The organism is Testudinibacter sp. P80/BLE/0925 (assembly GCF_053570785.1).
This window is the reverse complement of record NZ_CM131636.1, coordinates 1,344,694-1,366,201: the sequence shown is the minus strand read 5'-3', so window position 1 is coordinate 1,366,201 and position 21,508 is coordinate 1,344,694. Positions and strand designations below refer to the sequence as shown.

Genomic DNA, 21,508 nt, shown 5'->3' with positions numbered 1-21,508 from the left:
ACTACCCTTATAAATCATATGAAAAAATTCACTTACGGCTCAGTCTGTTCAGGCATTGAGGCGGCAAGTTGTGCGTGGCATTCGTTCGCTGAACCGCTTTGGTTTTCTGAAATTGAGCCATTTCCCTGTGCGGTATTGGCTCATCATTTTCCTGCCGTGCCAAATTTAGGCGACATGACCGCACTTGCCGACAAAATTTTAAACCGAGAAATCCCTGCGCCCGATATTCTTGTCGGCGGCACGCCATGTCAACCATACTCTTACGCAGGGCTTAGGCAATCGCTTGATGATGAGCGGGGGTTGCTAACACTATCATTTTTGGAGATTGCAAATGCAATTGATCACATCAGACACGCAGACGGAAAACAACCCGTTATTATCCTGTGGGAAAATGTTCCCGGTGTTTTATCCACCAAGGACAACGCTTTCGGATATTTTTTGGCTGGATTGGCTAATGGCGGAGAGCCATTACTACCGCCAGACGACAAGCGATGGGGAACTGCTGGTTATATCCATGCGCAGAGGACGGTCGTCTGGCGCACCCTCGACGCTCAATTTTTCGGAGTGCCACAACGACGTAAAAGAGTGTTCGTTGTGGCAAGTGCTGCAAAAAGAAGCACCTGTGAAATACTTTTTGAGCGCCAAAGCGTGCCAAGGGATATTGCGCAGAGCGGAATTGAGAGGCAAAGTGTTACCGCCTACGCTTCGGGCGGCTTTGCTCAATACAAACAATCCGATAAGGGCGGAACATTAAGAGCGAGTGGCGGATCGCTTGATGGTGGTTCGGAAACGCTTGTCGTTCACGGTACTCAAGACCCGTGTGTATCAAACAAAGCTCATTGTCTCGGCAGAAACAATGGTCAAGAAAATGTATTGTTTGATATTGCACATCGGTCTGACGTCATCAGAGAGTGCCATGATGGATTATCGTCCGCAATGGGGACTGGTGGTAATAATATACCAATCTCCATTGCGGGCAATATCATCAATCGTGCGGATAACGCCGGCGGAAATGGTGTTGGTGCTGATGATAGTGGCGTGATGTACACACTGACAAGCACTGATGTTCACGCGGTATCAACATTTGCATCAGTACGCAAATTGACACCGATAGAGTGCGAGCGCTTGCAAGGCTTCCCCGATGACTGGACAAAAATCCCCTACCGTAATAAATCAGCCGATGAATGCCCTGATTCACCGCGCTATAAAGCGATCGGCAATTCAATGGCTGTACCTGTTATGCAATGGATCGGCTTACGGATAGCTGATTATCTCAACAAATAACCTACACAACCGCACCCACAAAGTGCGGTTTTTTGTACCCAAAATTAAGGATTAATTATGAGCTGTGAATGTATTACAAAAAATCAAGAAGGGCTAAAAGAGCATCTCTCTAAAAAAGGAATTGATGTCGTTAATCTGCGCATACGCACGATAATTCCGACAAAAAATTTCACCATGCTTCCCGCAAGAACAACAACAGAGGTTAATTATATTGAGCGCAAGGTGTCAAAGAGCGGCAACGTGCGTGAGATCAAAAGAAAAGTAGAAATTAACAATAATTTTTGCCCGTTTTGCGGCACTAAATATGACGAGGTGTAAAATGTGGTTCAAAAATATTATGCCCTACTCTATCTCTAAATCGCTTGATTGGAGCGACTTACAAAATCAACTATTAGACAACGCTTACGCACCATGCGGAAGCTACGAATATAGCAAGTTCGGCTGGGCTAGCCCGTTACATGACAGCGAGCTACTGCATCACTCAGCGAGTGGTTTTATCCTACTTGTGGCGCGCAAAGAAGAAAAAATAATCCCCCCGCACGTCATCAAAAAACACCTCGATGAACGGATCAAAAAACTTGAAGAGCGGGAAAACAGAAAACTTAGCAAGGGTGAAAAACTAGCACTAAAAGACGATGTGCTGAATGAATTGTTGCCGCGCGCATTTAGCAAGGTTGCCGATACCGCACTTTTGATTGATACCGACAAAGACCGCATCTACGTTGATGCGACATCAGATAAACGTGCGGAAGAAGCATTAGGATTGCTGCGTAAATCACTCGGATCGTTGCCCGTTGTGCCGTTTGTCTTTGCCAACACGCTTAGCGAGGTGATGACCGATTGGGTAGCCAATAATAATGCACCAGAATGGTTGACCGTGCTAGAAGAAGCTGAACTCACCTCGATCAAAGATGAATCAGTAATCCGCTGCAAGCATCAGGACTTGGATAGTGAAGAGGTGCTGCACTGTATCGCCACCGCGGATAAGCAAATCACTAAGCTGGCACTGGAGCGTGAAGACCGCTTGTCGTTTATCTTGCATGACGACAGCACAATTAAACGTATCAAATTTGCCGATTTTATCCGTAAGAAAAATGATGACATTGTAAAAGAGGATTTCGCACAACGTTTTGATGCGGATTTTGTATTGATGACAGCTGAAATATCGGAATTATTCGATTTATTGGCAAGTGAATTTGAAGCGAATGAGGTCGAAGATGAATTTATTTAAATATTTAAAAACACTAAAACATTATCGAGAAAAATATCATTTTCTTGTTGCGGATAATCTCGCTTTATCGGCAGCGGCTAGTGATATGAACGACGAAAATCATGAATTGAAAAATGATTTAGCACTAGCTTTGTCGGAAGCCGAATTTTACCGCACGCAAGCCGAACATCAAAGACAGATTATAAAGCAAAAAGATGATGAAATTTCCAAGTTGAAGAATAGTCATACCAGAAAGCAGAATCGCCGAAGAAAGACAAGGGGGCGGCATGGGGCAAAATAACGAAAGAATCGTTTGCGCAGCAATGAAAATGAGGATTTGGGAGGGAAAAATTGAGTGCGGAGAAATTATCGCGCCATCAATTAGACACTGGGATAACTTCGCTCATAAGTTTATTGCATTTACTGGCATTCCTGTTTGCCTCAAGGGCGATGTTTGCAGCGAGCGTGGGTATTACTTGCGTGTAGAATCTCAAGGATTTCTAACAAACACGGGGCGATATGTGGAGCGAAAAGAAGCCTTTGATATAGCCAGTGCCGCAGGTCAAATATTGAAAAAGACCGGCGGTGAGGATTCGAAAATTTTATTTAGCGGGGATATATATTGATGAACAAAAACACGGTAACAATATCGAAAAAAGAATATGACGGTTTGCTTAAAGATAAACAAAGATTCGATTTTATCGAAAGTTCTTTTATTGAAATTAGCTCATCAGAAAATCGTAGTGTTTGGATTGGCACTTCATCAAGTGCAGCTGAATCAGATGACGAAATACAATTATCTTGTAATTTTGTATTTGGAACAACGTGCCGAAAATTGATAGACAATGCAATGCAGGAGGTGATGTGTGAATAAGCAATATTTTAGTTACGATGGAGTTGAACAAGAAATCAGATTTCACAACTCACTTGATGAAGCTAGAGGTAACGCGCATGACATAGCAGATGCTCAGTATAATTTAGCAAACGAAACCACTGTCTTTGATGATGACGATGGTCGAATTAACGATTCTTGCTTTGGTGTCGTAGTCGGCAAATTCGAAATGTTAAAGCGAGGTGTAACCGATGAGGAGCGAGAGGAGCTAAAAGAGTATGGAGAATGTCATGAGCAAATTATCGAGCCGCCAAAACTAGTCGAATATCCGCAAAATAACGGCTGGATTAAGTGTAGTGAGCGATTGCCGGAAATTAGTGATGAGGTGCCATTGTCTGATGAATATCTTGTTATTGGACGCGTAGTACAGAGCGATCAACTTGGTATTCATGTCGCATCTATTAGCCATGTTGGAAATTGGTTTGATAATGGCGGAAATATGTATGAAGTAACACACTGGATGCGGTTACCAGAACCGCCAAAACATTAAATATCTAAAAATAATGCTAGACATTTTTAGTAATTTTTAGACATTTTCAAACACCGCCCTGTTCGCAGGGCTTTTTTATACCGGTGAAATATGAATAACGATCAAATCACTTACGAAACAAACAAATTTCTCGGCTACTTCACCACGCTTGCACTATGCGCACATTTATCGCCAAACCGTGATAAGCGTGTCAAACAACTGGCGAAGAAGTACCGTGATCATTTTAAAGCTAAACAACTTCGGCGCAGTTTTACGGCGCTGACTAAATCCGAAAGACCTGCTGATGCAGTGATTGTATCTGCTCGGCGGTTTGTGAATGAGATGCCGTTTAAGGCGTATTTTGACAGCGGGAGATTACGAGGAAAGCATGGAACAATTAAACCCAATTTACAAAAAAGATAAAGAGATATGCAAATTAATCGATCGCAGCCGGGCAACGTTATGGAAATGGGTCAATACTGGCAGATTCCCAAAACCTTGTTACACTATTGATGGTTTGAAATTAGGCTGGACTGATGATCAAATCCAGCAATGGAAAGATGACAGCGTATTACGCAGTCAGTGCAAGCAATGACCGCTCCCAAAGCTCTGTCACTTCTTTTTTTTCGGTCAAATACATATAGCGGTCGTAATGTTTATCAGATACTCCTTTTATAGCGTGGCATTGCACTCGATCTCTTAATTCTGACGACACCTTAAGCTCGGCAGCCAATGTTTTAAACGTCCGTCTTATATCTCTTAGCGTAAAATGAGCAAACCCGCTACGTTTAATATATCTAGCTAATGCTTTTCCGGCAGCTTGTGTTGAATAGTGTTCTTCCGTTTTGCTGCTAAATAGATAGTCGTCAGCCTCAGTGCGCTCAACTAATTCTGTTATGATTTTTAGTGCGGAATCGCATAAATAAAACACGTGATGTTTTTCTGTTTTGGTCATCTCCGGCGTCATATCAATAATGCGTCGATCAAAGTCAATATTGCTGCGCTTTAAGCGCAAAAGCTCAATGGGTCTTTGACCGCAGCTAAAAATACACAGCGCAATCAATCTTGATAGTGTGTATGACATTCTCAGCTCTTTCGCAGGCTTTTGCGTTTCATTTATCAACACAAACAACTCTTTCCAGCTCAAATACCGATCTAGCGCTCGGCTCGCCCCTCTCTGCTGCGGAACGATAGTAACAGGATTAGACTTAAGCTCAAATCTCAGCCGCTTAACATCAATAAAAGCAGGATCATTATCCGATCTCAAGCCCCAGTTAAATGCCGCATGGAGAAGCGACCGAACTTTATTCCCTTCTGTTTTTGCCCCTCTCTTTACATATTTTGATAGCAATATTTTTATATGCTCATGCGTAACATCTTGGGCAAGCACATCTCCGCTTAATCCGTACAGACCACTATTATCGGTCAAATACTTGAATTTAGCTTTCACATCGTCAGCCGTTCGCCGCTTTCTGGCGCGCAAATCCTGCACATAGCCATCAAATAAATCTGACACCGTGCCAAGCTCTTTTTTTGTTTTGTTTTGCATTATCTGTGCAAACTGACTATCATCATCTACAGATAGCCCGTCGATATATTTTTTTGCGGCATCAATCTTTAGTTGATTGGCTTCGAACAGTGAGATGCTAGGGTATGCTCCAAGTGATACTATTTTGGCTTTACCACGCACAAAGTAGCGGTAAACAAAAACTTTCTGCCCGCTTTTATTGACTCGCACCCCAAGGCTTCCTCGCCCCTTGAGTCCGTCAGCGTGCCATACATGATATTGCTTATCCCCAGGCTTTAAACTACGGATTTTTGAGTCTGTAAAAATAAAAGATTGATTAGCCATTCTTCCCACCTTGACACTACTAGTTCACTACTAGTTATGACGAAACATTATAAAACACGACTAAACAATATTAAACATCTTTTCGGGCTAACCGCCAGTAATATCAAACAGAACTAAACACGATAAAACATAATAAAACATCTAGTCGCTCAACTCCTAAGGGATAGGCCGGCGGTTCGAATCCGCCCACATTCGCCAAACCAATTTGTTGATTATTGTACAAAAAATCATACTTTTGCACATAAAGTGCGGTTTTGTGACACTTCCCCCTCTCTTTTTCTTTAATAACTGATAAAATGGCGCCACGATTCAGAAGCACTGTTCCGTACTCACCTGAATCCAGTGTCCAGAAGTGTTCTCGTTCAAATTGGCGAAACGCTTTTTATCATTAAATATTTTCTTATTAAAATAATGGAGCAATTCATGTTTCTCTTTCAATTTGCCATCGTATTGCTGTGTATCCTAATTGGTGCCAGACTTGGCGGTATCGGCTTAGGAGTCATGGGGGGAGTCGGCCTGGCCATTTTGGCGTTCGGCTTCAATTTACAACCAACCAGTCCGCCAATCGACGTCATGTTGATGATTATGGCGGTTGTTTCCGCGGCGGCGGCAATGCAAGCAGCCGGCGGTTTGAATTATATGATTCAAATTGCCACCCGCATTTTACGCAAAAATCCGAAATACATTACCTTTATCGCCCCGGCGGTGACGTGGACCTTTACCGTATTTGCCGGAACCGGGCATGTTGCCTATTCGGTGCTGCCGGTTATCGCCGAAGTGAGCCGCTATAACGGAATCCGTCCTTCCCGTCCGCTTTCCATGGCAGTGATCGCCTCACAATTTGCGATTGTCGCCAGTCCGATTGCTGCGGCAGTCGTTGCCGTGGTCGCCTTCCTTGAACCGCAAGGTATCACCTTAGCGAATGTGTTGAGTGTCACGATTCCGTCCACCGTTCTGGGTATCTTCCTCGCCTGTTTGTTTGTCAACAAAATGGGGAAAGAACTGAAAGATGATCCGCATTACCAGCGCTTACTGCAAGATCCAAAATATACGCAAGAAAATTCCGTGAAGTTGGATGTGGAAAATATGGAAATCAGCACTACCGCAAAATATTCGGTGGGACTGTTCTTGTTCGGTGCACTGTTAGTGGTTGTGATGGGCGCGCTGCCTGAATTACGACCGCACTTTGACGGCAAAGCGATGGGCATGGCGCATACCATTGAAATTATCATGCTGACCATAGCGGCGTTAATTATCCTGATCTGTAAACCGGACGGCACCGAAATCACACAAGGCTCGGTGTTCCATGCCGGTATGCGTGCCATCGTGGCAATCTTCGGTATTGCCTGGTTGGGTGACACCTTAATGGGCGCACATATCACCGAAGTGAAAGAGATGGTTTCAGGTCTGGTCGAATTTGCCCCTTGGACGTTCGCGTTTGCCCTGTTTGCCTTATCGGTGATGGTCAACAGCCAAGGCGCAACCGTGGCCGTATTGGTGCCGTTGGGAATTGCCCTAGGTTTGCCGGCATCGGTGATTATCGCCACCTTCGTCGCCGTCAACGGTTATTTCTTTATTCCGAACTACGGTCCGATTATCGCCTCAATCGACTTCGATACCACCGGCACCACCCGTATCGGCAAATTTATTTTCAATCACAGCTTTATGGTTCCGGGCTTATTGAGCATGATCTTCAGCTTGATCTTCGGTTTCATCTTTGCCGGTATTTTCCTGTAAAAAAGCATTAGCAGCCAAGTGACAAAAACCGTTCCCGATTCATTGGGAACGGTTTTTTAGTATCTAACCGCACTTTATACTTTATGCGTTATATACTGCTTAAGTGCGGTCAGTGCCGGCTGCCATTCCTGTAACATCGCCACCCAACGGGCAATATTTTCTTGCCAATTTTCGGCTTCGTCGTGTTGTGCCGCTTCCGCAATATCGCGGATCGCATTCAATCCGATCGAAGCGGCAGCCCCTTTGATTTTATGCGCCTCTTCCGCCACCGCCCGCTTCAGTGACGGGTCGGTTTGATAAGCTTTATATTGTGCATTTAAGTCCGTAATATAATTCGGCATTAACTCGGCAAACAAGTCGATACTTGCCAGCACTTTCTCTTTCCCAAGCAACTCGATTAGCTCGCTCAATAACGGATAATCAAACTGCATCGCACTTTGTTTATCCGGTTCATTGACTGCCGCCTGTGGCTGCACAGGCAAATCTTCGTCACCAAACAGGCGTTTCAGCGTGGAATTCAAGGCTTCCTGCGATAACGGCTTGGACAACACATCATCCATGCCTTGTTGTACATATTCATTTTTATTATTCATCACATTTGCAGTGAGCGCGACCAACGGCGGCAAATACTCAATTTCATCGTTCTGATATTGATGGCGGAGGGTCATCGCAATATCAAAGCCCGACATATCCGGCAATTGAATGTCCAGCAAAAGCAAATCGTAGTCATTTTGTTGGAATTTCTGCAACGCTTCGCCGCCGCTCATGGCAACATCAACGTGATAGCCCAACTTTTCCAGTACCGATTTGGCGACGATAATATTCACCTCAATGTCTTCCACCAATAGAATATTTAATGCTTGCGTAACGTGCTGTTTCTCAAGTGCGGTAAAACGTTCAATCTGCGCGGCTTTGACGCTCAAGGTAAAGGTCGTGCCGACATTTTCTTCACTTTCCACGGTTAAATCGCCGGACATTAACGAAGCAATTTGTTTGGAAACCGCCAACCCGATTCCACTCCCCAACGCGCGCATATTATCCTGCGATTTGACTTGGTAATACATGGTGAAAATTTTACTCTGTTCAGCTTGCGGAATGCCAATGCCGCTGTCGCTGATTTTAAAGCACAACTCATCTTCCCCGGTTCGGGCAACCGACAGCCGCACCCAACCCTGTTTGGTAAATTTGACCGCATTGCTGATTAAATTCCATAACATCTGGTTGAGGCGGATCGGATCGACTCGAATCCATTCCGGCAGATTGTCTGCTAACCGCATTTCAAACTTCAAATTTTTTTGCGCCGCCATAACTGAGGCAATATTATTGATATCATTGAGTAAATGATTAAAATCACATTCTTTTTCAAACAGTTCGATACGGTGAGTCTCAATTTTTTCCAAATCGACCAAGTCATTGAAAATATGTCCCAACGAAACCGCACTGACCTTAATGGTTTGCAAATAATTGCGCTGCTGCTCGGTTAAATCTCCGTCCAGTAAAATACGGCTTAAACCGATAATGCCATTGAGCGGCGTTTTCAATTCATGGCTGATTGTGGTCATCAGATTCGTTTTATCGCGACTGTTTTTCTCAATCGTTTCACGGTAAGTCGTCCGTTCGGTAATATCGCGCCCAAAGCCGATAATCATGTGCTGTTTACTGACTTTATCGTAATACGGCACTTTTAAAATTTCAAAGCACGCCGCTTGCCCGTCAGGATAATATAGCCATTGCTCATAGCGCATTCCTTGATTTGCCCGACTGACCTGCCTATCACTTTCGATAGCTTTTTTCGCCGCCCGCTCGCTATATAATTCGAACGGTGTTAATTGCTTTAATTCCTCGCTTTTTTTTCCGGTCAGCTTTTCCATCGCCTTATTCGCCCCCAGAAAGCGATGATCTTCGCCGCGGTAGAATACCAAATCCGGCGAGGCATCAAAGAAAGAACGCAACAGCTGCGCACTTTGCTCTAATTCCAACTGAATGCGGCTCCGCTCTTTGATCTCCTGTTCCAAATGTAACAATGCGGAAGTCAATTCTTGTTCCGCTTTGCTACGTTCATCTATTTCACGGCTTAACAGCAAATTTTTCTTATTGAGCTCTTGGTTCAGTTGATAATCCTGCATGCGCAAGGTTTTCAGTTGCTGCAACGTTTTCTCCGCTCCCTGCCGCGCCAGTTCCAATTTTTCCACGATCACCAAAAAGAAATAAATCACAAACGGCGCGGAACACAAACCGAAAATGACCGAACGCAAAATATCGCCCCAATCCAAGGTTCCGGTAAACAGTAAGGTACTGCCCGCCTGAATCAGCAAGGCATAAACCGCTAAAATCAGCAACCCCAACAAAGAGAACTTAAGCTTGCCGATACGGATAATCCAGTCGATGTAATTTTGCAGATAGATTTTTACGTTTTTCATAGTGTGGTTTATATTTGCTACATATCTATTTGATAAATAAAAGTAGGGGCGGATTATATATCCGCCCGCTTACGAAGTGCGGTATCAATGATAAACCAATAATAGAAAATACAGAGCATGGGGCGGGCGGATATATAATCCGCCCCGACATTGTCTCATTAACTATTTTTAGGAAATCAATTAATGATTACTGGAGTTTAAATTATATTATTTCGTCAACAAATCCAATGCTTCACGGTATTTATCAACCGTTTTTTGAATGACCTCAGCCGGCACTTTCGGCGCAGGCGCTTGTTTGTTCCAGCCTGTTTGTTCCAACCAATCGCGGATAAACTGCTTGTCAAATGACGGCGGATTGGTGCCTTCCCGATAGTTTTCAATTGCCCAAAAACGGCTGGAATCCGGGGTCAGCACTTCGTCCATCAGGGTCAATACGCCGTCTTTATCCAAGCCGAATTCAAATTTGGTATCACAGATAATAATCCCTTTGCTCAACGCATATTCGGCAGCAGCCGTGTACAGCGCAATCGCTTTTTGCTTGACTTCCGCCGCCAGTTCCTTGCCAATCAACCGTTCACATGCTTCATAGCTGATATTGACATCATGATCGCCCACTTCCGCTTTGCTTGACGGGGTGAAAATCGGTTCAGGCAGTTTACTGGCTTCTTGTAAACCGGCCGGCAGCTGCAAACCGCAAATCGTACCGGTTGCACGGTAATCTTTCAAACCGCTGCCGGTCAGATAACCGCGCACAATCGATTCGATCTTGATCGGCGTCAGACGTTTGCACACCACCGCACGGTCTTTGATCTGATCCGCTTCTTCTTTCGGCAACACATCATAGACCGTATCGCCGGTGAAGTGATTCGGCATAATATCTGCCAACTGTTTAAACCAAAAATTAGAAATTTGGGTTAGGATCTCGCCCTTGCCCGGAATCGGATCGTCTAAAATCACATCAAATGCCGACAAACGGTCGGTTGCGACCATCAGCATTCTGTCTGCATCAATTTCGTACAGATCACGCACTTTTCCTGAATAAATTTTGTTTAAACCGATGTGTTGCATTATTTTATCCTTGAGGTCTGTTAACTTTTATTTATTGTAGCGCAGTTTAAACCGCACTTTGCACTATTATTTTGCGCTGAAGCCATTAAAAAAGCCATATTTCACTGAAATATGGCTTTCTAACGATCATCAGACTAAATCATAATCTGCGCAGGCACTAAATACCCTTGCGGCACATTTTCTTTCCGCTCAAAGGTCACATATTCCCAAGCGTCCTGATCGGCTAATACCGCTCTTAACAACTTGTTATTCAAGCCGTGCCCGGATTTATAGGCTTTAAACGCACCAAGAATATTATGGTTCGCCATATATAAATCGCCCACCGCATCCAATAATTTATGGCGTACCAATTCATCTTTGAAACGCAAACCGTCTTCATTCAGAATGCGGTATTCGTCCAACACAATCGCATTGTCCAAGCTGCCGCCTAACGCCAAGCCTTGCGCTTGCAAATATTCAATATCTTTCATAAAACCGAAAGTACGCGCACGGCTGATTTGTTGGATAAACGCTTGGGTTGAGAAATCCAGTTTATAATTAGTGACATCGCCTGAAATCGCCGGGTGTTTGAAATCAATGGTAAAATCCAGTGAAAAACCGTTATATGGCTTGAATTCCGCCCATTTATCACCGTCTTCAACCCGAACCGGTTTTTTAATGCGGATAAATTTCTTCGCCGCCGCTTGCTCTTCGATCCCTGTATCTAATAACAGATAAATGAAAGGCGCGGCACTACCGTCCATAATCGGAATTTCAGGTGCGTCGACTTCAATAATGATGTTATCAATTCCCAGTGCCGCCAAAGCAGAATTGATATGTTCCACGGTTGACACACGCACGCCGTCATCATTCACTAAACAAGTACACAACATGGTGTCGCGAATCGCGTCGGCATTTGCCACAAAGCTCACCGGCGGATTCAAATCAGTACGGCAATAAATCACTCCGGTATTCACTTCGGCAGGACGCATGGTCAGCGTCACTTTTTTACCGCTGTGCAGCCCGATTCCGGTCACTTTTACACTCTGTTTTAATGTTCTTTGTTTAATCATAATTTTCAGTACCTTTCTCAGTACGCTATTTTATTAAATCCGCTCGCCTTAATCCGCTTGATTGCGCAAGAAAGACGGAATATCAAATAAGTCTTTTTCGTCAAACGCTTTCGGCTTGGCAACGTCTGCGCCAACCGCCGTTTTGCCGTTGTCGTAGCTATTACCATACCCTTGGTTAGACTCTGGCTGCGGATTAAAGTTCGATTGTCCCTCAAAACCGGATTGAATCGGTTTTGATACCGGCATGCCCATTCCGGTGGATTTCGGGGTAATCACTTTTAGTTCAGTTTCGGCTTTGTTACCGCCGATCCCGGTTGCAACGATAGTCACACGGATTTGATCACTCATTTCCGGAATTAAGGTACTGCCGATTACCACTGTCGCATCTTCTGAGGCGAAAGCACGTACCGTATCACCAACGGTAGAAAATTCATCTAACGACAAGTCCATCCCCGCCGTGATATTAACCAACACCCCACGCGCACCGGACAGATCGACATCTTCCAATAACGGGCTGGCAACCGCGTCTTGCGCCGCTTTATCCGCACGACCATCCCCGACTTCCCCGTCAGCCACTCCGGTGCCCATCATTGCATGTCCCATTTCTTGCATGACGGTTTTAACATCGGCAAAGTCTACGTTGATCAGCCCCGGCGAAGTGATCATATCGGAGATCCCACGTACCGCATTACGTAAAATTTCATTTGCAGTCGCAAAGGCATTAACCAGGGAGATATTTTTGCCTAAGACTTTTAATAATTTTTCGTTTGGAATTACAATTAAGGAATCGACAAATTTGGACAATTCGCCAATCCCCATTTCCGCCAATGCCATCCGTTTTTTACCTTCAAAGCTGAACGGTTTGGTGACTACGGCAACGGTTAAAATGCCCAGTTCTTTGGCAATTTGCGCCACCACCGGTGCGGCACCCGTTCCGGTACCACCGCCCATACCGGCTGCAATAAACACCATATCCGCACCTTCCAAAATATTACGGATTGCGTCTTTATCGTCTTCCGCCGCCTGACGACCAACATTCGGATTCGCCCCTGCGCCCAAACCTTTGGTTGTATTGCCACCGATTTGTACAGTCTGTTTGACCAAACTTTTACGCAAAGCCTGCGCATCAGTATTGATTGAGAAAAACTCAACACCATGCATTTCTTCCTGCACCATATGATTAACGGCGTTACCGCCGCCACCACCAACACCGACTACTTTAATGACGGCATCGGTAATGTCATCAAACTCGATAGGCTCAAACATATATTCTCCCCATTATGTTTGTTTTATTTTTGCAAACCAATAATTTTCTATTCTATGCGATAAACAAGAATTATCAAAACTGATTTTTTATCATTGTAAAAAATTTGGCAATATTTTCTTTAATTCCGGAAACCACGCCAATTGAACCACTTGAGATATCACGCTGCCGCACTTCATCTGCATTATTATAATTATGGTGTAGCAATCCCAACACCGTCGCATATTGCGGCTTGTTCACATAATCGGTTAATCCCGCCAGATTGAGCGGAGTGCCAACCCGCACTTGCGGGCCGAAAATCTCGGCGGCGCAGTCGGCAATATCTTCGATTTGCGAACCGCCCCCGGTCAATACAATCCCGGCAATAAGATCGGATTTGATTTGTTTCACATCCAATTCGTGTTTCAGTTTGATCAATTCTTTCTCGACCAACCTTAATAATTCCTGATAACGCGCCGCCGTCACCACCGACAACATCTCTTTTGCCAGACTACGTGGCGCACGCCCGCCGACACTCGGCACTTCGATTTTTTTATCCGGATTATTGCGTGCCGGCGTGACCGCACTGCCATAAGCCACTTTAATTTTTTCCGCATCCATTCTGGAGGTGCTGAAAGCAAACGCCACATCATCAGTGACCCGATTGCCGGCATAAGGAATCACTTTGCTGAAGCGCAACGCACCATTGGTATAAACAATAATATCAATCGTACCGCCACCAATATCAATCAAGCAAACGCCCAACTCTTTTTCATCTTCGGTCAACACCGAATAACTGGACGCCAAGCCGGAAAACACCACTTCATCGACTTTTAATCCGGCACGCAAGACCGCTTTTTTCAGATTATTCAGCCAATTTTGATGGCAAGCGATTAAGTGCGCCTGTGCTTGCAAACGCACACCTTGCAAACCGAGCGGATTTTTGATATTCAGCTGTTTATCCACTGCAAACTCTTGCGGGATCACATGCAAAATGCTGACGCCTTCGCCGATTTTGACCGATTGGGCGATATTCATTGCGCCTTCCACTTCCTCCGGCGTCACTTCGCCGCTGGAAATCGGCACCACGCCGCTTTCATTCAGGCTCTGAATGTGTTCGCCGGTGATTGCCAACGACACACTGACAATTTGGCAATCGGCAATCGACTCCGCCCCTTCAATCGCGCGTTGAATCGAATTGACCACCGCATCCAGATCGGTGATACTGCCGCGATCAATCCCCTTGGACGGGCTGCTGCCGACCCCCAACACATTGACTACGCCGTCCGGCAGAACTTCGCCTACTACCGCGACCACTTTGGAAGTTCCGACTTCCAAACCTACTTTGATTTTCGCTTCAACAATTTTTGCCATATTTGTTTACGTTAGTTGTTTACTGAGTTGCCAATTAATTAATTTTCGTTTGTTTCCGCCGAAGCTTCGGGGGCTGGCGGAACAGCCTTAAAACCGATTGCCGCACCGCTGGCATAACGCAAATCCACGTAATCAATCGTCTGTTGCTCCGGCACTTCGATTTGCGGATAAATCGTTGCGAAACGCTCGATTTTTTGTTTCCACTCGCCACGCCCAAGTTTGAGTTCAATCCCGTTGCTCAGACTGACCTGCCATGCACCGCGCCCGTCAATCCGCATCGATTGCAAGCGCATATTTTTCGTTTTGAGCGCATTACTAATCTGATACCAAGCCGATAACACCTCGCGGCTTTGAAAATCATTGCCATACAGCGCCGGCAATTGCAGATTACCGCTCTTTTCTTCCGGCAAGCTGAAAATCGCCCCGTCCGCCGCCAATAACTGCTTGTCATTCCAAACGGCAACCGGACTATATTCCGCCACCGCAATGCTCAGTTTGTTCGGCCACAGCTTACGCACCAAAGCGCCGCGCACCCACGGCATTTTTTCTATTTGTTGCTGAATCTCTTGCACATCTTGCGAAAAATAACCTTTTAACTCGCCAAATTGCAGCAAACTGTCGCGAATATCGTTATAGGTGGTATATTGCGGCTGCCCGACCACGGCAAAGGAATTAATCGGCTGTGAATCGAGATACGCCAAAAAATCCTGCCAGTGCGTGTAGCAATAATAACCAAATCCTACGCATAATAGCACAACTAGCGATTTAAGCGGCAGAAAAAACTTAAAACCGCTTTCCTCTGCCGTTTGGGGTTGAATACGCTGCTGCGTGCGATTGGGTTTGACTGCCATGGCTATACGCTCAATTCTAAGATCTTCACAACCAACTGCTCAAAACTGTAGCCTTTGATTTTTGCCGCCATCGGAAACAGGCTGTGGCTGGTCATGCCCGGCGTGGTGTTGACCTCCACCAAATGAAATTCGCCTACGGCGTTGGTCATCACATCAACTCGGCTCCAGCCGCGGCAACCGACGCTGTCATAGGCGGCTTTAACCAGCTGCTTCAATTCCTGTTCGCGCGCGTCGCTCAACCCCGACGGGCAAAAATATTGGGTTTCGTCGGAAATATATTTGGCGTCGTAGTCATAAAACTCGCCTTTTGGCACAATGCGAATTGACGGCAACACTTCCCCATCCAGCACCGGCACGGAATATTCATCCCCTGCCAACCATGCTTCGATCAACACGGTTTCATCATACCGAAACGCATATTCGACCGCACTTTGCAACTCCTCGCAGCGGTTCACCTTGGTTAAGCCGACACTGGAACCTTCCAACGACGGTTTCACCATCAGAGGCAAGCCCAAACGCGCCACAATTTGTTCGGCATTGAACCCTGAAAAATTCGCTTTGGTCACCACTTCCATCTCGGCAACCGGCAATCCGAAGCCTTTCCATAACATTTTGGTGCGCATTTTATCCATGGTTAAAGACGAGGATAAGACGCCGCAGCCCGTGTAAGGAATACCTAAAAACTCCAATACGCCTTGTACCGTGCCGTCTTCGCCGCCGCGACCATGCAAAATATTGAAAGCGCGTTCAAAACCTTGTAATTTTAATTGCTCCAAGCCGACTTCCTTGGTGTCCACACCATGCGCATTAAAGCCTTGGCTTTGCAGCGCCGCCAAAACCGCACTTCCCGAATTCAGCGAAACCTCGCGTTCCGCCGAAGTTCCGCCATATAACACCGCAATTTTTTGTTGTTTTAATGATTTCATGCATCTGCCTATCTGATTATTTTTGATTACTATTCCATAACGCCACTAAATTGCGGGATAATTTACTTACGCTGCCCGCCCCCTGCGCCAACACCAAATCGCCGTCTTGTAACACTTGATCCATAATCTGCGGTAATTTTTCGGTATCGGAGAGTAAAATCGGATCGACTTTCCCCAGATTACGAATCGAACGGCACAACGCCCGGCTGTCCGCACCGGCAATCGGCTCTTCCCCTGCGGCATAGACTTCCAACATAATCAACACGTCTACGTTTGACAGCACCTGTACAAAATCATCGAACAAATCACGGGTGCGTGAATAGCGGTGCGGCTGGAACACCATCACCACGCGTTTATCCCGCCAGCCCGAACGTGCGGCCTCAATGGTAACATTGACTTCGGTCGGGTGGTGTCCATAATCGTCGACCAACATCACATTGCCGCACGGACGCTCAAATACGCCAAGCTGATCAAAACGTCGCCCCGCCCCTTGGAAATCGGCAAGTGCGGTCAAAATCGCTTCGTCGCCGATCCCTTCTTCTTTCGCCACCGCCAACGCGGCAGTCGCATTCAGCGCATTGTGTTTGCCCGGCACGTTCAGCACCACCGAAATGCGTTTGCCGGACGGATAAATCACCTCATACAACCCCTGAAACGCGGTTTGTCGATAGTTTTCAATCCGATAATCCGCGTGTTGGCCGAAGCCGTAAGTGATCACTTGCCGCCCGACGCTTGGGATAATCTCTTCCAATTCTTTGTCGTCGGCACACATCACCGCCAAACCGTAAAACGGCAGATTGTGCAGGAAATCAATATAGGTTTGTTTCATTTTAGCGAAACTGCCCTGATAGGTTTCCATATGATCCGGCTCGATGTTCGTCACCACCGACACCATCGGCTGCAAATGCAGGAACGAGGCGTCACTTTCATCGGCTTCTGCGATTAAATAACGGCTCAACCCCAAATGGGCATTGGTGCCTGCCGATTTGACCAAACCGCCGTTGACAAAAGTCGGATCTAAACCGGCTTGGGCGTAGATCATCGCAATCATTGCGGTTGTTGTGGTTTTGCCATGGGTGCCGGCAATCGCAATGCCGTGACGAAACCGCATGATCTCCGCCAACATCTGCGCCCGTTGGATCACCGGAATCCGCGCTTCACGCGCCGCAACCACTTCCGGATTATCGGCTTTAATCGCACTGGACACCACCACCACACTGGCTTCTTTGACATTGGCGGCTTCGTGTTTAAAAAAGATTTTCGCGCCTAAATTTGCCAAGCGTTGGGTGACGGCACCGTCGGCAATATCCGAGCCGGTGATCATATAACCTTCATTTAGCAGCACTTCGGCAATGCCGCCCATGCCCGCACCGCCGATACCGACGAAATGGATTTGTTTCACCCGACGCATGCCCGGTACGAAATCCCGTAATCGGGTTTGAAAATCTTGTTCTGTCATGCTTTTATTCTCTGTTTTGTTTCTATGACGTATACAGTACGTCGATACGACCATTTATTTGATGATAATATTTATTTCGCCACACTGATAACCACCTCCGCAACCCGATCAGCCGCCTGTGGTTTTGCCATCGCTTTGGCTTTTTCAGCCATCGCGGCTAATTTTTCGCGATCCAGTTGCGTTAAAAGTGCGGTAATGCGCTCAGCGTTTAATTCGTTTTGCGGCACAATCGTGGCAGCGCCGACATCGGCAAGATAACAGGCGTTAAGATATTGCTGTTGATCTTTATGTTGAAACGGCACGAAAATCGCCGTCGCACCGACCGCCGCAATTTCAGATACGGTCAAGGCACCGGAGCGGCAGATGATCAGATCCGCCCACGCATAGGCTGCCGCCATATCATCAATAAATTCCGTTAGCTGCGCATTGGCGTTGTCGGGGTAGCGCGCTTGAATGCTGTCGACATTGCCTTGTCCGACCTGATGACGGATTTCCAACGGCAGTTTGCCTTGCTTCACCACTTCCGGCATTAATAAATTCAATACCCTTGCGCCCTGGCTACCGCCGACCACCAACACTTTCAGCGCGCTGCCCGCAACACGTTGCGCAAACCGCACTTTCGGTTCCGCCTGTTCAAACAACGCTTGGCGCACCGGATTACCGACCACTTCGGCGTTGGCAAACGCCTTAGGAAAAGCTTGCAGCACCTTGGTTGCGATTTTTGCCAACCATTTATTGGTTAAACCGGCAATCGCATTTTGTTCGTGCAATACAATCGGCACGCCGCACAATTTGGCGGCGATTCCGCCCGGTCCCGACACATAGCCGCCCATGCCCAACACCGCGTGCGGTTGGTAACGTTTAATAATTTTCCGCGCCTGCCACACTGCGCGCGCAATGGCAAACGGTGCGACCAATAAGGCTTTTAAGCCTTTGCCGCGCAAGCCTGAAATTTGGATAAACTCAATCGGAATGCCGTGTTTCGGCACGAGCGTGGCTTCCATGCGATCTTTTGTGCCGAGCCAACAGATTTGCCAGCCTTGTTGTTGTAATTTTTGCGCTACCGCAATCGCCGGAAAAACATGACCGCCGGTGCCGCCCGCCATCACCAATAAGCGTTTTTTTGTCGTTGCCGTTGTTTCTGTCATTTAATCGTCCCTCAAATGTGCATGACCGCGCATTAGGCGGTTTTCATGATCAATTCGCAACAGGATTGCGATCACCAAGGCATTAATCATCAAACTGGAGCCGCCGTAGCTGACAAACGGAAAGGTGAAACCTTTGGTCGGCAATAGCCCCATGGTCATTCCGAGGTTAAATGCCCCCTGAAAGAAAAACCAAGCGACGACCCCGAAAGCGAAATAACCGCCGAACCGCTGTTCCAGCAACAAGGATTCTTTGCCGATTTTCAGAATGCGGAACAGAAGCAGCGTAAACAGCACGATCACCGCGATAATCCCGACCAGCCCAAACTCTTCGCCGACAATCGCCATAATAAAATCGGTATGCGCTTCCGGCAGATATTCCAATTTTTGAATCGAATTGCCCAAGCCGGTTCCCCAAAATTCACCGCGTCCAAAAGCAATCAACGAATTGCTCAACTGAAAACCGGAACCGAACGGATCAGCAAACGGATCGGTATAAGAGGTCAGCCGTTTTAAACGGTATTCCGAGGTTAAGATCAAGATATATAACGCAAAAAATCCCAACACCGCCAAAGCGATAAATTGAAAAATTTTGGCGCCAACCATAAACAACATCATAAACACGATAAAGCCCAGCACTACACTGCTGCCCAAATCCGGTTGGAATAGCAAGAAACCTGAAATCAAGATCAAAACTACGGTCGGTTTGACCACGCTCAACTGCTTGCTGCGCACTTCGTCATAACGACGCACAAAGTAGCTCGACAGGTAACAAATCAATGCAAATTTGACAAATTCCGCCGGCTGGAAATTGAATAAAACCAACGGAATCCAACGCCGCGCACCGTTAACGGTTCTGCCGATCCCCGGCACCAGCACCAAAATCAATAATAGTAGCGCAAAAAGCAGCAGATACGGACTCCATTTTTGCCATTTTTCAACCGGGATAAACACGAATACATAGGCTGTCAGACACGCCAGCACCACATACACCAAATCACGCCAAGCAAAATGGAACGGATCGTCATATAAGCGATTGCCTTCGGCAACCGAGGCGGAGGTGATCACAATAAAGCCCAAGGTCATCAACGAAAGAAACAGCCAGAATAAGGCGCGGTCATACAGCAGATTGCTCGGGGTAATCCTGAACCAGCGCTCGCTTTCATTTTTTACCCAATCTAAACCCGACATTCTGCCTCCAAGCATAGTGCCAAACGGGCGAATTCATCGCCGCGCTGCTCAAAATTGGCAAATTGATCCAGACTGGCACACGCCGGTGACAACAACACCATATCGCCCGCTTTCAAGTGCGGTTTGAGGGCGGCAACCGCACTTTGCATGCTGTCAAACAACTGACTTTGCGCCGACAGCTGCGCCAGTTGCGCCCCGTCGCGTCCGAAGCAATAGAGCTGAATATGCGGTTGGTTGACTGCGACGGCAAGTTCGGAAAAATCCGCCCCTTTGCCGTCGCCACCGAGCAGTAAATATAGCGTTCCCGCCACATCCAATCCCTGTAACGCCGCTAGCGTACTGCCGACATTGGTGGCTTTGGAATCATTAATCCAACTAATACCGCCTTTGCGCGTAACCAACTGGAAACGGTGTTCCAATCCCTGAAATTCACGCAATGCCCGGCATGCGGCAGTGCGGTCAATCCCTGCCGCGTCAGATAACGCCAACGCCGCCAAGGCATTCATATAATTATGCCGCCCGACCAGTTGCATTTCATCGGTGGCTAAAATCGCTTGGTTTTGAAAAGCAAGGAAAGTGCGGTTGTCTTGTTGGACTAAATGGTAGTCGCCCTGCGCACCGAAACGTTGCATTTTGACCGCACTTTGCTGATTCGGCTGAGTCAGCGGATCGTCATCGTTGATCACCGCCGTTTCCGCATGGTGATAAATCGCTAATTTCGCTTGGCGATAGGCTTCCAAGTCGGCATAGCGATCCATATGATCTTCCGTCACGTTCAACACCGTGGCGGCTTTGGCTTTCAGGGAATGGGTGGTTTCCAATTGAAAACTGGACAGCTCCAGTACATACAGATCACAATCTTGTTTTAACAGCGACAGCGCCGGAATGCCGATATTGCCGCCCATGCCGACTTTAATCCCGGCAGCTTGCGCCATCGCATTCACCAATGAAGTCACGGTGCTTTTGCCGTTTGAACCGGTAATCGCAATAATCGGTTTATCGGTTGCACGGCAGAATAGTTCAATATCGCCGACCACTTCGACACCGGCTTCAATTGCCGTTTGCACTTCGGGCGTTGCCAATGCCAAACCCGGACTGATGACAATCAGATCCGATTGCAATAACCAATCTTGCGGAATGCTGCCGAAATGGCTCTGTTTGACAAAGTGCGGTAACGCTTGCGGTTTGTTACGGGTGTCGATCACGCGCAATTCCACCGGTTTATCCGCAAAAAAATCGATACAGGATAGCCCGCTTTTGCCTAGCCCTAAAATCGTGATTTTTTTACCGCTATAATCGGTGGAATGACTGCTCATTATACTTTTGCCCCAAAAA

21 protein-coding genes are annotated in these 21,508 nt (G+C 46.6%); 9 read left to right on the top strand and 12 right to left on the bottom strand.

Translation table 11 applies throughout. The features are described 5' to 3' along the window. Positions 1 to 18 precede the first annotated feature (18 nt). The 8 genes from ACWA5Z_RS06490 to ACWA5Z_RS06455 all read left to right on the top strand — a co-directional run bounded on the left by ACWA5Z_RS06490 (position 19) and on the right by ACWA5Z_RS06455 (position 4,278). Positions 19 to 1,284: a DNA cytosine methyltransferase gene (locus ACWA5Z_RS06490; RefSeq protein ID WP_449343202.1), complete on the top strand. Its 1,266-nt coding sequence runs from the start codon at positions 19 to 21 to the stop codon at positions 1,282 to 1,284. Positions 1,285 to 1,341: 57 nt separating this feature from the next. Then, on the top strand, positions 1,342 to 1,602 hold the full coding sequence (locus tag ACWA5Z_RS06485; RefSeq protein WP_449343201.1) for a hypothetical protein: 261 nt from the start codon (positions 1,342 to 1,344) through the stop codon (positions 1,600 to 1,602). A 1-nt stretch (position 1,603) separates the two neighbouring features. Beyond that, positions 1,604 to 2,515, top strand: coding sequence for a recombination-associated protein RdgC (gene rdgC / locus ACWA5Z_RS06480; protein WP_449343200.1), 912 nt, complete (start codon positions 1,604 to 1,606; stop codon positions 2,513 to 2,515). Beyond that, positions 2,502 to 2,795 carry a hypothetical protein gene (locus ACWA5Z_RS06475; protein WP_449343199.1) on the top strand — a complete coding sequence of 98 codons (294 nt, stop codon included), beginning with the start codon at positions 2,502 to 2,504 and terminating at the stop codon, positions 2,793 to 2,795. Before rdgC ends, ACWA5Z_RS06475 begins: the two co-directional genes overlap by 14 nt. Further along, the gene (locus ACWA5Z_RS06470; RefSeq protein WP_449343198.1) at positions 2,782 to 3,120 is read left to right on the top strand and encodes a hypothetical protein; all 339 of its coding nucleotides are present in this window, start codon (positions 2,782 to 2,784) and stop codon (positions 3,118 to 3,120) included. The genes ACWA5Z_RS06475 and ACWA5Z_RS06470 overlap by 14 nt, the downstream gene beginning before the upstream one ends. Then, on the top strand, positions 3,120 to 3,368 hold the full coding sequence (locus ACWA5Z_RS06465; protein ID WP_449343197.1) for a hypothetical protein: 249 nt from the start codon (positions 3,120 to 3,122) through the stop codon (positions 3,366 to 3,368). Before ACWA5Z_RS06470 ends, ACWA5Z_RS06465 begins: the two co-directional genes overlap by 1 nt. Next, the gene (locus ACWA5Z_RS06460; protein WP_449343196.1) at positions 3,361 to 3,876 is read left to right on the top strand and encodes a DUF551 domain-containing protein; all 516 of its coding nucleotides are present in this window, start codon (positions 3,361 to 3,363) and stop codon (positions 3,874 to 3,876) included. Before ACWA5Z_RS06465 ends, ACWA5Z_RS06460 begins: the two co-directional genes overlap by 8 nt. A 90-nt stretch (positions 3,877 to 3,966) precedes the next feature. Then, complete coding sequence (locus tag ACWA5Z_RS06455; RefSeq protein WP_449343195.1) at positions 3,967 to 4,278, top strand: hypothetical protein; 312 nt, start codon at positions 3,967 to 3,969, stop codon at positions 4,276 to 4,278. A 148-nt stretch (positions 4,279 to 4,426) separates the two neighbouring features. On the opposite strand, the gene ACWA5Z_RS06450 is transcribed toward ACWA5Z_RS06455, so the two are convergent. Continuing rightward, a complete protein-coding gene (locus ACWA5Z_RS06450; RefSeq protein WP_449343194.1) occupies positions 4,427 to 5,707 on the bottom strand; it encodes a tyrosine-type recombinase/integrase in 1,281 nt (426 codons plus the stop codon). A 423-nt stretch (positions 5,708 to 6,130) separates the two neighbouring features. Between ACWA5Z_RS06450 and ACWA5Z_RS06445 the strand changes: the two genes are divergently transcribed. Then, a complete protein-coding gene (locus tag ACWA5Z_RS06445; RefSeq protein WP_431050867.1) occupies positions 6,131 to 7,444 on the top strand; it encodes an anaerobic C4-dicarboxylate transporter in 1,314 nt (437 codons plus the stop codon). A 74-nt stretch (positions 7,445 to 7,518) separates the two neighbouring features. Here ACWA5Z_RS06445 and arcB read toward each other — a convergent pair whose 3' ends face one another. The 11 genes from arcB to murD all read right to left on the bottom strand — a co-directional run bounded on the left by arcB (position 7,519) and on the right by murD (position 21,489). Continuing rightward, a complete protein-coding gene (arcB, locus tag ACWA5Z_RS06440) occupies positions 7,519 to 9,864 on the bottom strand; it encodes an aerobic respiration two-component sensor histidine kinase ArcB (RefSeq protein ID WP_431050865.1) in 2,346 nt (781 codons plus the stop codon). Positions 9,865 to 10,071: 207 nt separating this feature from the next. After that, a complete protein-coding gene (locus ACWA5Z_RS06435) occupies positions 10,072 to 10,932 on the bottom strand; it encodes a phosphoribosylaminoimidazolesuccinocarboxamide synthase (RefSeq protein ID WP_431050863.1) in 861 nt (286 codons plus the stop codon). Between the two features lie 134 nt (positions 10,933 to 11,066). Beyond that, positions 11,067 to 11,984, bottom strand: coding sequence for a UDP-3-O-acyl-N-acetylglucosamine deacetylase (lpxC, locus tag ACWA5Z_RS06430; RefSeq protein ID WP_431050861.1), 918 nt, complete (start codon positions 11,982 to 11,984; stop codon positions 11,067 to 11,069). A 48-nt stretch (positions 11,985 to 12,032) separates the two neighbouring features. Next, positions 12,033 to 13,250, bottom strand: a complete 1,218-nt coding sequence (gene ftsZ / locus ACWA5Z_RS06425; RefSeq protein ID WP_431050859.1) for a cell division protein FtsZ — start codon at positions 13,248 to 13,250, stop codon at positions 12,033 to 12,035. A gap of 73 nt (positions 13,251 to 13,323) precedes the next feature. After that, positions 13,324 to 14,601, bottom strand: coding sequence for a cell division protein FtsA (gene ftsA, locus ACWA5Z_RS06420; RefSeq protein WP_431050857.1), 1,278 nt, complete (start codon positions 14,599 to 14,601; stop codon positions 13,324 to 13,326). Positions 14,602 to 14,639: 38 nt separating this feature from the next. After that, positions 14,640 to 15,452, bottom strand: coding sequence for a cell division protein FtsQ/DivIB (locus ACWA5Z_RS06415; protein ID WP_431050856.1), 813 nt, complete (start codon positions 15,450 to 15,452; stop codon positions 14,640 to 14,642). Between the two features lie 2 nt (positions 15,453 to 15,454). After that, positions 15,455 to 16,378 carry a D-alanine--D-alanine ligase gene (locus ACWA5Z_RS06410; protein ID WP_431050854.1) on the bottom strand — a complete coding sequence of 308 codons (924 nt, stop codon included), beginning with the start codon at positions 16,376 to 16,378 and terminating at the stop codon, positions 15,455 to 15,457. Positions 16,379 to 16,394: 16 nt separating this feature from the next. Then, a complete protein-coding gene (murC, locus tag ACWA5Z_RS06405; protein WP_431050852.1) occupies positions 16,395 to 17,837 on the bottom strand; it encodes a UDP-N-acetylmuramate--L-alanine ligase in 1,443 nt (480 codons plus the stop codon). A 71-nt stretch (positions 17,838 to 17,908) separates the two neighbouring features. Next, positions 17,909 to 18,985: an undecaprenyldiphospho-muramoylpentapeptide beta-N-acetylglucosaminyltransferase gene (gene murG, locus ACWA5Z_RS06400; RefSeq protein WP_431050850.1), complete on the bottom strand. Its 1,077-nt coding sequence runs from the start codon at positions 18,983 to 18,985 to the stop codon at positions 17,909 to 17,911. Next, positions 18,986 to 20,173, bottom strand: coding sequence for a putative lipid II flippase FtsW (ftsW, locus tag ACWA5Z_RS06395; protein WP_431050848.1), 1,188 nt, complete (start codon positions 20,171 to 20,173; stop codon positions 18,986 to 18,988). It abuts the gene before it with no gap. Then, on the bottom strand, positions 20,161 to 21,489 hold the full coding sequence (gene murD / locus ACWA5Z_RS06390) for a UDP-N-acetylmuramoyl-L-alanine--D-glutamate ligase (protein ID WP_431050846.1): 1,329 nt from the start codon (positions 21,487 to 21,489) through the stop codon (positions 20,161 to 20,163). The genes ftsW and murD overlap by 13 nt, the downstream gene beginning before the upstream one ends. Positions 21,490 to 21,508 lie beyond the last annotated feature (19 nt).

Coding starts and splice junctions, on each gene's coding strand:
- ACWA5Z_RS06475 (WP_449343199.1), top strand. CDS start 2,502: ATGAATTTATTTAAATATTTAAAAACACTAAAACATTATCGAGAAAAA.
- ftsW (WP_431050848.1), bottom strand. CDS start 20,173: ATGTCGGGTTTAGATTGGGTAAAAAATGAAAGCGAGCGCTGGTTCAGG.
- murG (WP_431050850.1), bottom strand. CDS start 18,985: ATGACAGAAACAACGGCAACGACAAAAAAACGCTTATTGGTGATGGCG.
- lpxC (WP_431050861.1), bottom strand. CDS start 11,984: ATGATTAAACAAAGAACATTAAAACAGAGTGTAAAAGTGACCGGAATC.
- ACWA5Z_RS06465 (WP_449343197.1), top strand. CDS start 3,120: ATGAACAAAAACACGGTAACAATATCGAAAAAAGAATATGACGGTTTG.
- murD (WP_431050846.1), bottom strand. CDS start 21,489: ATGAGCAGTCATTCCACCGATTATAGCGGTAAAAAAATCACGATTTTA.
- ACWA5Z_RS06450 (WP_449343194.1), bottom strand. CDS start 5,707: ATGGCTAATCAATCTTTTATTTTTACAGACTCAAAAATCCGTAGTTTA.
- ACWA5Z_RS06415 (WP_431050856.1), bottom strand. CDS start 15,452: ATGGCAGTCAAACCCAATCGCACGCAGCAGCGTATTCAACCCCAAACG.
- rdgC (WP_449343200.1), top strand. CDS start 1,604: ATGTGGTTCAAAAATATTATGCCCTACTCTATCTCTAAATCGCTTGAT.
- ACWA5Z_RS06470 (WP_449343198.1), top strand. CDS start 2,782: ATGGGGCAAAATAACGAAAGAATCGTTTGCGCAGCAATGAAAATGAGG.
- ACWA5Z_RS06490 (WP_449343202.1), top strand. CDS start 19: ATGAAAAAATTCACTTACGGCTCAGTCTGTTCAGGCATTGAGGCGGCA.
- ACWA5Z_RS06485 (WP_449343201.1), top strand. CDS start 1,342: ATGAGCTGTGAATGTATTACAAAAAATCAAGAAGGGCTAAAAGAGCAT.
- ACWA5Z_RS06435 (WP_431050863.1), bottom strand. CDS start 10,932: ATGCAACACATCGGTTTAAACAAAATTTATTCAGGAAAAGTGCGTGAT.
- ftsZ (WP_431050859.1), bottom strand. CDS start 13,250: ATGTTTGAGCCTATCGAGTTTGATGACATTACCGATGCCGTCATTAAA.
- ACWA5Z_RS06455 (WP_449343195.1), top strand. CDS start 3,967: ATGAATAACGATCAAATCACTTACGAAACAAACAAATTTCTCGGCTAC.
- ACWA5Z_RS06445 (WP_431050867.1), top strand. CDS start 6,131: ATGTTTCTCTTTCAATTTGCCATCGTATTGCTGTGTATCCTAATTGGT.
- murC (WP_431050852.1), bottom strand. CDS start 17,837: ATGACAGAACAAGATTTTCAAACCCGATTACGGGATTTCGTACCGGGC.
- ACWA5Z_RS06410 (WP_431050854.1), bottom strand. CDS start 16,378: ATGAAATCATTAAAACAACAAAAAATTGCGGTGTTATATGGCGGAACT.
- ftsA (WP_431050857.1), bottom strand. CDS start 14,601: ATGGCAAAAATTGTTGAAGCGAAAATCAAAGTAGGTTTGGAAGTCGGA.
- arcB (WP_431050865.1), bottom strand. CDS start 9,864: ATGAAAAACGTAAAAATCTATCTGCAAAATTACATCGACTGGATTATC.